The 11,098-nt window shown below is 64.6% G+C and carries 8 protein-coding genes; 2 read left to right on the top strand and 6 right to left on the bottom strand.

All coding sequences use genetic code 11. From position 1 onward, the window contains the following. Nucleotides 1–117 precede the first annotated feature (117 nt). A complete protein-coding gene (locus D6B98_RS37360; protein WP_126261944.1) occupies nucleotides 118–1,782 on the bottom strand; it encodes an L-lactate permease in 1,665 nt (554 codons plus the stop codon). Nucleotides 1,783–2,095: 313 nt separating this feature from the next. On the opposite strand from D6B98_RS37360, the gene D6B98_RS37365 reads away from it, so the two are divergent. Next, nucleotides 2,096–3,853, top strand: coding sequence for an ABC transporter ATP-binding protein/permease (locus D6B98_RS37365; RefSeq protein ID WP_126261945.1), 1,758 nt, complete (start codon nucleotides 2,096–2,098; stop codon nucleotides 3,851–3,853). Nucleotides 3,854–4,065: 212 nt separating this feature from the next. Here the strand turns inward: D6B98_RS37365 and D6B98_RS37370 are convergent, their stop codons facing one another. From D6B98_RS37370 to D6B98_RS37390, 5 genes are all read right to left on the bottom strand, one after another. Next, nucleotides 4,066–5,079 carry a TorF family putative porin gene (locus D6B98_RS37370; RefSeq protein WP_126261946.1) on the bottom strand — a complete coding sequence of 338 codons (1,014 nt, stop codon included), beginning with the start codon at nucleotides 5,077–5,079 and terminating at the stop codon, nucleotides 4,066–4,068. Nucleotides 5,080–5,481: 402 nt separating this feature from the next. Continuing rightward, nucleotides 5,482–5,853, bottom strand: a complete 372-nt coding sequence (locus tag D6B98_RS41175; protein WP_126261947.1) for a histone — start codon at nucleotides 5,851–5,853, stop codon at nucleotides 5,482–5,484. Between the two features lie 85 nt (nucleotides 5,854–5,938). After that, nucleotides 5,939–7,261 carry a glycolate oxidase subunit GlcF gene (gene glcF, locus D6B98_RS37380; protein ID WP_126261948.1) on the bottom strand — a complete coding sequence of 441 codons (1,323 nt, stop codon included), beginning with the start codon at nucleotides 7,259–7,261 and terminating at the stop codon, nucleotides 5,939–5,941. Next, nucleotides 7,258–8,496 carry an FAD-binding protein gene (locus D6B98_RS37385; RefSeq protein ID WP_126261949.1) on the bottom strand — a complete coding sequence of 413 codons (1,239 nt, stop codon included), beginning with the start codon at nucleotides 8,494–8,496 and terminating at the stop codon, nucleotides 7,258–7,260. Before D6B98_RS37385 ends, glcF begins: the two co-directional genes overlap by 4 nt. Before the next feature lie 61 nt (nucleotides 8,497–8,557). Continuing rightward, the gene (locus D6B98_RS37390; protein WP_126261950.1) at nucleotides 8,558–10,051 is read right to left on the bottom strand and encodes an FAD-linked oxidase C-terminal domain-containing protein; all 1,494 of its coding nucleotides are present in this window, start codon (nucleotides 10,049–10,051) and stop codon (nucleotides 8,558–8,560) included. 228 nt (nucleotides 10,052–10,279) lie between these two features. Here D6B98_RS37390 and cycA point away from each other — a divergent pair, with 228 nt between their 5' ends. Beyond that, entirely contained in the window at nucleotides 10,280–10,675 is a 396-nt protein-coding gene (cycA, locus tag D6B98_RS37395; protein WP_126261951.1) for a cytochrome c-550 CycA, read from the top strand. Nucleotides 10,676–11,098 lie beyond the last annotated feature (423 nt).

Here is an 11,098-nt window from a genome sequence, read left to right on the forward strand (position 1 = left end):
TTTCCGCACCTTCTATAAGACGGCGGCGCCATTGAGAAGGTTCGCGCAACCCGGATGCAAAAATCCCCGCGAGGGCGAACCTCGCGGGGATCCGTGTCGAAAGCCGGACGTGGCCCGCTACTTCAGGACCATCGCCGTGAACGGCCAGACATAGGCCTGCAACGTCACGAGCACGCCGACGAGGCAGGCAAGCACGATCGAATGCCAGAACACGAAGCGCAGGATGGTGCCCTCGTGGCCGTACCAATTGGTGGCGGTGGAGGCGACCACGATCGACTGCGCGTCGATCATCTTGCCCATCACGCCGCCGGACGAGTTGGCCGCGCTCATCAGGATCGGCGACAGGCCGAGTTGCTCGGAGGTGATCTTCTGCAGGTTTCCGAACAGCACGTTGGAGGCGGTGTCCGATCCCGTCAGCGCCACGCCCAGCCAGCCGAGCAGCGTGCCGAAGAAGGGATAGAGCACGCCGGTGGCCGCGAAGGCGAGGCCGAGCGTCGCGTCGACGCCGGACAGGCGCGTCAGCGTGCCGATTGCCAGCATCGCCGAGATCGTGATCAGCGAGATCGCACAGAGCCGGACGGTCCGGCCGTATTCGGTCAGGAGCCGGCCGGGACTGACCCCCATCAGGACGCCGGAGATGATCGCCGCGATCAGCATGCCCGTGCCAGTGAACGACAGATAGGTGAAGCCGAACACCGCGCTCTCTTTGGTCGGCCCCGGCGCGACCGGCGGCATCTTGTTGATCATCTGGTGCAGCTCGGGGACCGGATAGTTCCAGACGAAGATCGAATTCGCCCAGGCCTTGAAGGCGCCGTTGCCCCAGACCAGCATCACGATGCAGACGATGATCCACGGCAAGAGCGCGCTGAACAGCTCGCTCTGCGTCAGCGGCGTCCTGTCGAGCGGCTTTGCGGCCGCCATGGTAGCCGCCGATTCGTCGCGGCCGCGCAGCGCCGGCGACAGCCAGAGCTCCCTCGGCTGCCAGACCTTCAGGAACAGGATCAGCGCGCCCATCGAGATCAGCGACGCGCCGATGTCGACGATCCAGGGATTGATGTAGTTCGAGATCACGAATTGCGGGATTGCGAACGACACGCCGGTGACGAGGATCGCCGGCCAGACATCCTTCATGCCCTTCCAGCCCGCGAACGCCCACACCACCCAGAACGGCACGAGCAGCGAGAAGAACGGCAATTGCCGGCCGACCATCGCGCCCAGGATGTAGGGATCGAGCCCGGTGACGGAGGCGAGACCCTGGATCGGCGTGCCCAGCGCGCCATAGGCGACCGGGGCGGTATTGGCGATCAGCGACAGGCCGGAAGCTGCGAGCGGCGAGAAGCCGAGCCCGATCAGCACGGCGCCGGTGATGGCGACCGGCGTGCCGAAGCCCGAGGCGCCCTCGAAGAACGCCCCGAACGAGAACGCGATCAGCAGCAATTGTAGCCGGCGGTCCTCGGTGACGCCGCCGACCGCGCGCTTGAGCAATTCGAAGCGGCCGGTGCTCACCGTCACCTGGTAGAGGAAAATGACGTTGAGGACGATCCAGCCGATGGGGAAGAAGCCGGTGACGATGCCCAGCACCGAGGCGCGGATCGACATGTTCGCCGGCATGGTGAAGACGAAGATCGTGATCAGGTTGGTCACGATCACGGCGATGACGGCCGCGATATGGGCCTGGACGCGGCCGCTCGCGATCAGAACCAGCAGCGTGACGACCGGCACCGCCGCCGCAATCGTCGACAGCACCGGGCTGTGCAGCGGATCATAGATTTGATTCCACATGGTCTTCCTGTCCACGCATGTTTGCTACAGGCGGCCCGCGTGGAGAGCCGGCCTGCTTGACGCTGGAAGCGATAACCCCCGAGCTGGATGCGAATTCCTCGCGAATGCAGCGGTTCCCGTCCGCTCACAAGGTCGCGAAATCCCGGAGCGTCCCTACCCCGCGCCGCTGAACGCCATGCTAGGGTTGCAGGGTGCGACAGGACAACGCAAATTGCAGAACTTGCGACTTTAGTCTAAGCGCGCCGCTTTCCGCCATGGTTTCAAGTCCTTGGCTGCGGGCATTTGTGCACATTCCCCGAGGAGATTCCGCTCTGTGAAGAATATCAGCGCCACGCTCGCGATCGTCTGGCGAATCGCCGCCCCCTATTTCCGGTCGGAGGACAAATGGGCCGGCCGCGGCCTGCTCGCCGTCATCGTCGCGATGGAGCTGGTGCTGGTCGCGATCAACGTGCTGCTCAATCAATGGCAGAACCGGTTCTACAGCGCGCTGCAGGCCTACGATCTGCCCGAGTTCGTCAAGGAGGTCTGGATCTTCCTTGGCCTTGCCTTCACCTTCGTCGCGCTGGCCGTCTACAAGCTCTACCTGAACCAGTGGCTCCAGATCCGCTGGCGGCAATGGCTGACGCGACACTATCTCGGCGAATGGCTCGACGGCGCCACGCATTACCGCATGCAGCTCAAGGGCGATGCCGCCGACAATCCGGACCAGCGTATCACCGAGGACGTCAAGACCTTCGTCGAACAGACGCTGAGCATCGGCCTCGGCCTTTTGTCCTCGATCGTGACGCTGGCCTCGTTCATCGTCATCCTCTGGGGCCTGTCCTACAAGGCGCCTTTGTACATCTACGGCACCGACATCGTCGTCCCCGGTTTTCTGGTCTGGTGCGCAGTCGCCTACGCGATCGCGGGCACCGCGCTGACGCACTGGATCGGCGCCCCGCTCATCAACCTGAATTTCGAGCAGCAGCGCTTCGAGGCCGATTTTCGCTTCAACCTGATCCGCGTGCGGGAGAATTCCGAGCAGATCGCCCTGTTGAAAGGCGAGGGCGCGGAGCGAGGGCGGCTGCTGCAACGCTTCGGCTTCGTCATCGGCAATTGGTACGAGATCATGAGCCGGACCAAGCGGCTGACCGCGTTCACGGCCAGCTATGGCCAGGCCGCGACGCTGTTTCCCTATGTGGTGGTCGCGCCTGCCTATTTCGCCAAGCGCATCCAGCTCGGCGACATGATGCAGACCGGCTCGGCGTTCGGCAGCGTGCAGGATGCGCTGTCGTTCTTCGTCACGGCCTACCGCTCGCTCGCCGAGTGGCGCGCCGTGATCGCCCGCCTCGACGGCTTCGAGATGTCGGTCAGCGCCGCCGCCCGCGGCGCGACGCTCGAGCCGGCTATCGACGTCGTGCCATCGAGGGGCGAGGCCATCACGCTCGAGCAATTGCTCGTCAAACTGCCGAACGGCGCGCCCCTGGTCGCCGCCGATGCCTTCACGATCCAGCCGTCGGAGCGGGTGCTGGTGACCGGCGCGTCGGGCTCCGGCAAATCGACATTATTCCGGGCCATGGCCGGCATCTGGCCGTTCGGCACCGGCACGATCGCCATTCCCGAGAAGGCGAAGCTGATGATGCTGCCGCAGCGGCCGTATTTCCCGATCGGCCCGCTCGGCGACGCCGTCATCTACCCGGCCGGGCACGGCTCCATCCCGCCCGAGAAGATCCGCGACGCCCTGATTGCGGTCGGCATGCCGCGCCTGGCGGACCGGCTCGACGAGGACGCCCATTGGAATCGGACATTGTCGCTCGGCGAGCAGCAACGCCTTGGGCTTGCCCGCGCACTGCTGCACGTACCCGACTATCTCTTCCTCGACGAGGCGACCGCCTCGCTGGACGAGCCGTCCGAGGACCGGCTCTACCGGCTGCTGACGGAGAAGCTGCCACAGGCCACCATCGTCTCGATCGGCCATCGCTCGACGCTGGACGCCTTCCATACCCGCAAGGTGGCGTTGGTGGAGGACGGTGCGATTCACGTCCTCGGCAGCGGCGCGCTGACTGCGAAGGAGCCGAGTACGGCGCGTTAACGCCCGAGCGGCTTCTTACCGCCGTTTTCTGCATCGCCATGGCCGGGCTTGTCCCGGCCATCCATGCCCTCATTGCGCGACTGCCGAAGAACGTGGATGGCGCGGGTCAAGCCCGGCCATGGCGTTCTCGGAGAGACCCCAGCCCAAAAAAGCAAAGGGCGGCAGATCGCTCTGCCGCCCTTGCCGAATGACTTGGTGAAGTCGAAAGAAACTTACTTCAGATTGGTCATCGCCGTCAGGTCGAACGAGAGCTTGGCGACGCCGGCAGCGCTGCACCAGTTGGAGCCGAAGCCGCCCGGATTGATGGCGGTGAAGCTGCTGTCGAACTTCGCGGTGTGGTCGCTGGTGAGAGCGTTGCAGTCGCCCTTGCTCAGGTCGGTGTCGTAGTAGCGCAGATCGAGGGTGAACACCTTGTAGGTGAAGCCGACGCCGACGTTCCAGGTGTTGTAGCTCGGCTCCTTGATGCCGTTCGCGTACACCGGATCGCCCGCGATGCCGTAGAAGATGTCGGAAGTGCCGAACCACTGACGGCCGAACTCACCCGACACATACATGCCGACGCCGCTGGCACCGAAGGTCGTGCTCGGCGCGGTCCACTTGGCGGTGATCGAGGCGTAGTTGCCCCAGGCGCCGAGGTTCAGGAAGTTAGGCGAATAGTACTCGTTGAAGCCGACCGTCCACTGATCGTTGAGGGTGACGTTCAGCTTGGCAAAGCCTTCGTAAAAGCTCGCGCTCTTCTTGGCGAAGTTGCCGTTGATGGGAAGGCCAATCGCGCCCTGCGAGTAGTCGATGTCGCCGCCGCAATTGCCCTGCAGCAGGGTGCCCTGCGAGCCGAAACATTGTCCGCCCGGATAGAGGTAGCCCCAGACACCGAAGTCGAAGGCAAACATGCCGAAGGTCGGGCGGATACCGCCGTAGATATCGACTTCCGCCGCGGCGCGGTTCGGGAACGAGATGCTCGAGGCGGACGCACCGATATAGAGCTGGAGGTCCTTGTTGACGTTGTAGCGCGGCTCGAAATAGGCCGTCACCGACGGCTTATGATTGGACTGGGTGATGCCGCGGAAGACGTAATCGCTCATGATGCCGGCGCCGAAGGCGATATCCCACGGCTCGAAGGCCGGCGGCGGCGGGGCCTTCAGCGCTTTCACCCGCAAATCTGCCGCGAAAGCCGAGCCCGTCGTCACGATTGCCAGCGCCGTTGCCAACAAAGCCACTTTTTTCATTTCGATCCCCATCACCAGTTCTTAGACCCCAGTCGGATCCCGGAAGCCCCCCGGGGCGCTCGACCTGATTGCAAATTCCTTCACTGCGACAATCTGGATTGGCGGATAGGAACCGTGAAGCAAAAAGCGCGGGCATCTGCCGACTTTTTAGGCGTTTTGACCATTTCACGAAAGGTTGTCCGCCTGTGTGGCTTCCCGATCACATTTTTTGCATTCCAAAGTGCACAGGAGGCCCGTGTAAGTCCGGGGGTCTTCGGCTGGGTGACCCCCAGGCCAAGAATCACACAGGCACGGCCGAAGGCTGAAGCAGAATCAGCTTGCGGCGATGCAAAAAGGCCGCAGCGCCCGGCGCCGCGGCCTTCCTGATTGCAGATCGCTTCAAGAGCCAGGGAGCGGCCGGGCTTACCCCTGCCCCTCTGCCGGCGCGGGCTCCGCAGAAGACGAAGGCATCGCCCAACTTGTCTCGGCTGCCGGCTCGGGAGCCGGAGTGGCCGGCGGTGCTGACGGCTTCGGCGCGGGAGCTGCCTTCGCCTTCTTCGGTGCCGCCTTCTTCGCGGCTTTCTTCGCTGCAGCAGGCTTGGCGGCCTTCTTCACAGCCTTCTTGGCCGACGTCTTCGCAGCCTTCTTGGCGGCCTTCTTGGGGGCAGCCTTCTTCGATTTCTTGGCAGACTTCTTCGCGGACTTCTTGGTTGCCTTCTTGGCGGTCTTCTTCGCCGCTACAACCTTCTTGGCCTTTTTGGCCTTCTTGCTTTTCTTCTTCTTCGCTTTCGCCATCGTGGTCCTCCTGTTGCCGCCGAACAATGGTCGATCGGGCGTCTTCAGTCGTCACCTCGGGAGGAAAGTTTCAGGCTCTGAAAGCTCAAACTGACGCGTTCAGTGCCGGCCGCGACCCGCCCGTAGCCCAATCGAGAAGCTCAATCGTGTGTACGACCGGAACTGACGTGCCACTGGCAATCTGCACCATGCAGCCGATATTGCCCGCGGCAATCATGTCCGGCTTGATGCTCGCGATGTTGGCGACCTTGCGATCGCGCAACCGGCCCGCAAGCTCGGGTTGGAGAATGTTGTAAGTCCCCGCCGAACCGCAACACAAATGGCTCTCCGGCACATCTTTCACCACGAATCCATTCTTGGAAAGCAATTCTTTCGGCAGAGCTGTGATTTTCTGCCCGTGCTGCAACGAACATGCGGAGTGATAGGCGACGACGATGTTGTCCTGGCGCGCGGTCGGTTCGAGTCCGAGGCCGGCAATATATTCGGTGATGTCCTTGGCGAGCGCAGACACCTTCGCCGCATCGGCCGCAAACGCTTTGTCTTCCCGCAGGAGATAGCCGTAGTCCTTGATCACGGTGCCGCAGCCGGAGGCCGTCACCAGGATGGCGTCGAGCCCCTCGCCTGCGGCTTCCTTCTGCCAGGCCGTGATATTGGCGCGGGCGCGGGCCAAGGCGTCGTGGTCGTCGCCGAGATGATGGGTCAGCGCCCCGCAGCACTGCTCGTCCTTGACCAGGACGACCTCGATGCCGTGACGGGTGAGCAGGCTGATGGCGGCCTGGTTGATGCGCGGCGCCAGCACCTGCTGGGCGCAGCCCTGGAGCAGCGCGACCCGGCCGCGCTTCTTGCCGAGCGCGGCGAACACGCTGCCCGGGAGCGGCCCCGGTGACGGCAGCCGGTGCGGGGCCAGCGCCAGCATCGCCTTGAGGCGTTGGACCAGGCCGGGCGTGGCCGAGGGGCGCGGCGTCGGCAGGAACACGGCAAGCGGACGGGCCAGCCGCGCCAGCACCATGCTGATGCGAAATCGCTGGGGGTCCGGCAGGACGAAGCCCAGCACCCGGCGCAGCAGCCGTTCGGCCAGAGGCCGCTGATAGCGCTGCTCGATCCTGACCCGGGCCTGGTCGACGAGGTGCATGTAGTTGACCCCCGAGGGGCAGGTCGTCATGCAGGCCAGGCACGACAGGCAGCGATCGACATGCTTGACCACTTCCGCCGTCGGCGCCTGGTCCTTCTCCAGCATCTCCTTGATCAGATAGATGCGGCCGCGGGGACTATCGAGCTCGTCACCCAGCAGCACATAGGTCGGACAAGTCGCGGTGCAGAAGCCGCAATGGACGCAGGCGCGCAGGATCTTGTCGGCCTCCGCGATGTCAGGGTCGGCGAGCTGCGCCAGTGAGAATTCGGTCTTCATTCAGCAGCGCTCCGCGTGAGCCGTCCCCGGTTCAGGATGGTCTTCGGATCGAAACTGGCGCGGACCCGCTCGCTCAGGGCGGCGATGCCGGGCGCCTGCGGATGGAACACATCGACATTGCACCTGACGTCGTCGGGCGCCCGGATCAGCGTCGCGTGCCCGCCGAGCGCGTTTGCACGCGCGCGCACGGCCGGGCCATGCGCGTCGCCCTGCGGCGGCAGCGCCGCCCAGATCAGGCCGCCGCCCCAATCGTAGATCACGTCGCCCCCGGTCTCGCGCGCCAATTGCGTGCCGAGCACTGCACCCGAGGCAGGGGGGCAGACGATCCGCCACACCGGCCAGGCGCCGAGCGCGCCGCCGGCCGCGAACGGCAGCACGTCGCGGATCGTGGTCCACAGCGCCGCGGAAGCCGCATCCTCGATCAGCGTCGCGGTTCCAAACGGCGCCAGCAACTCGCGCAGCGATCCGGCGCGGTGGGCGGCGGAGGCCGTGATGCCCTCCAGCCGCAGCACGGTCAGCGCCTCGCCCTCCCCTGCGAGATCGCCAAGCCCGTCGGTCTTGGCGCGGAACGCCGATTTTGGCAGATGCGCGGCGGCGGAGACGTCGAAGGGCGAGCCGAGCGCCGCGGTCATGGCCTTGTTGGCGACGGCATCGTCGAGCCCGCGGAGCAGCAGCGTCCGCTCCGCTTCCGGCTTCGGCATCACCTTGAGCGTGACCTCGGTCATCACCGACAGCGTGCCCCAGGATCCCGCCAGCAGCTTGCAGAGGTCGTAGCCGGTGACGTTCTTCACCACCCTGCCGCCGGTCTTGAAGCTGTCGCCGAAGCCCGAGACGGCGTGCGCCCCCAGCAGGTGATCACGCGCCCCGCCAGCCCTGATCCGGCGCGGACCGGCGAGCCCGGCCGCGATCATGCCGCCGATGGTGCCCGATGGCGCGGTGCCGAGCAGCGGCGCGGTGTCGACAGGCTCGAAGGCGAATTGCTGGTTCTTGGCGTCGATCAGCGACAGCACGTCGGCGAGCGGCGCACCGGCCTGAACGGTGATGATGAGCTCGTTCGGCTCGTAGGAGGTGACGGCATTCAGCGCGGAGACGTCGAGCACGGCATTGGTTGCCATCGCATGGCCGATGCTGCGCTTGGAGCCATGACCGACGATCTCGAGCGGCTGCTCATTGGCAATCGCCGCGCGCACGACTGCTTCGACGTCTTTGGCGTCTCTGACCTTGAGCGTATCCACGACTGAGCGGGTATCCAAGTTTAGAGCGAAAGGCAAATTTCGCGCATGGCAGCGATCGAGACTAGAACCGCGGAATGTCCGGAAACGCCAGCTTGCCGGCATGGACATGCATGCGGCCGAGCTCAGCGCAGCGGTGCAGGGTCGGAAACACCTTTCCGGGGTTGAGCAGGCCCTGCGCATCGAAGGCGCATTTCAGCCGCTGCTGCTGGTTGAGGTCGATCTCGGAAAACATCTCGGGCATCAGGTCGCGCTTCTCGATGCCGACGCCGTGCTCGCCGGTGAGCACGCCGCCGAACTCGACGCAGGCGCGCAGGATGTCGGCGCCGAAGGCTTCGGCGCGCTCGATCTCGCCGGGCTTGTTGGCATCGTAGAGGATCAAGGGGTGCAGATTGCCGTCACCGGCGTGGAACACGTTGGCGCAGCCGAGCTGGTACTTTTCCGAGAGCTCGCGGATCCGCGCCAGCGCCTTCGGCAGCGCGCCGCGCGGAATGGTGCCGTCCATGCAGAGATAGTCGGGCGAGATGCGGCCGACCGCCGGGAACGCGGCCTTGCGGCCGGCCCAGAACAGGTTGCGCTCGGCCTCCGAGGTCGAGATCTGGCACGTGGTCGAGCCGCAGGCATTGGCGATCGTCTCGACCCGCGTGATCAGCTCGTCGACCTCGATCTTGGGACCGTCGAGCTCGATGATGAGGAGCGCCTCGACGTCGAGCGGATAGCCGGCATGGACGAAAGCCTCGGCGGCGTGGATCGCCGGCTTGTCCATCATCTCCATGCCGCCGGGGATGATGCCGGCGCCGATGATGCGCGCCACGCATTCGCCGGCGGCCTCGACCTCGGCAAAGCCGACCATCAGCGCGCGCGCCGTCTCCGGCTTTTGCAGGATGCGCACCGTGATCTCGGTGATGACGCCGAGCAGCCCTTCGGAACCGGTGATGACGCCCATCAGATCGTAGCCCGCGTTCTCCGCAGACTTGCCGCCGATGCGCAGGATCTCGCCGCTCATCAGCACGATCTCGCAGCCGAGCACGTTGTTGGTGGTCATGCCGTATTTCAGGCAGTGCACCCCGCCGGAATTCTCCGCGACATTGCCGCCGATCGAGCAGGCGATCTGCGACGACGGATCGGGCGCGTAATAGAAACCGGCATGCGCGACGGCCTGGCTGATCGCGAGATTGGTGACGCCGGGCTCGGTGACGACGACGCGATTGTCGAAATCGATCTCGCGGATGCGCTTGAACTTGCCGAGGCCGAGCAGCACGCCGTCTTCGAGCGGCAGCGCGCCGCCGGACAGCGAGGTGCCCGAGCCGCGCGGCACCACCTTGATGCCTTGCCCTGCACAATATTTCAGGATGAGCGAGACCTGCTCGGTCGTATCGGGCAGCACGACGACCATCGGCGGCTGCCGATAGGCCGTGAGCCCGTCGGACTCATAGGCCCGCATTTCGGCAGGCGTATCGATCACGCCCTCGCCGGGCACGATGGCGCGCAAGGCAGCAACGATCTCAGCGCGGCGCGCGAGCACGGCCTGGTCGCTTGCGGGCATCATGATGGCCATTTTCAGAAGCTTTCATCCGCCGGATGGAAAAGTCGCAGCAAATCAATCATGTCTTGCCCGCTTTGGGTAGGTCCTCCGAAGGTCGCATTGCTTTGTTGCAGCGCAAGTTCTCTCTGGGACAAGTCTGATAGCAGGAAACCTGTCAAGGTTTCGCGGCTTGTCCACTTGCATCGGACCTGCCAAAACACGGCCCTCCATCTGACCCGGGAAGAGACGAAGAGCACACTTATGACAAAACTGACTTTTGGCGCCCTGACGATCCTCACCGTGATTGCCACCGCACCCGCCGCGATGGCGCAGGATGTCGCGGCCGGCAAGACATCGTTCAACAAATGCCTGGCCTGCCACGCGATCGGCGAAGGCGCCAAGAACAAGGTCGGCCCCGAGCTCAACGGCCTCAACGGCCGCAAGTCGGGCGCGGTCGAGGGCTATAGCTATTCGGACGCGAACAAGAATTCCGGCATCACCTGGGACGAGGCCGTGTTCAAGGAATACATCAAGGACCCCAAGGCCAAGATTCCCGGCACCAAGATGGCGTTCGCCGGCATCAAGAACGAGACCGAGATCAACAATCTCTGGGCCTTCATTGCCCAATACGACAAGGACGGGAAGGTTAAGCAGTAAGCCTGCACAAGGCAGTCGCGGCAGCTTCGGTTCTGATCGCATCAGGACCGAAGCTGTCGCTTTCTATTTTGGCGCGCTCTCTCCACGGCGTCATTGCGAGGAGCCCTTGCGACGAAGGATGAGGCGAGAGCTGGTTCTCCAAGCAACACTGTCATTCCCCGCGAAGGCGGGGAATCCAGTACGCCGCGGCTTCTCGGATTGATCGCTGGCGTCTCTGGAATACTGGATCGCCCGGTTGAACCGGGCGACGACACCGCGTGTGTGGCGACGGGCATACGTTCTCGCTCTCGCGGCTGAATTCGCCCGAGCTTTGCTTACGTCTTCGCCCCTCTTGAGCCAAGAGGGCGCAGGGAAGGCCGGGTGCCGGCTCGCACCCGCGGTCCGCTGCGCGAAATGCACACGCAGGAAGAACCGCACAGCAGC

It is taken from the genome of Bradyrhizobium sp. LVM 105 (genome assembly GCF_003957705.1).
In the GTDB taxonomy this organism is placed as follows: Bacteria; Pseudomonadota; Alphaproteobacteria; order Rhizobiales; family Xanthobacteraceae; genus Bradyrhizobium; species Bradyrhizobium frederickii.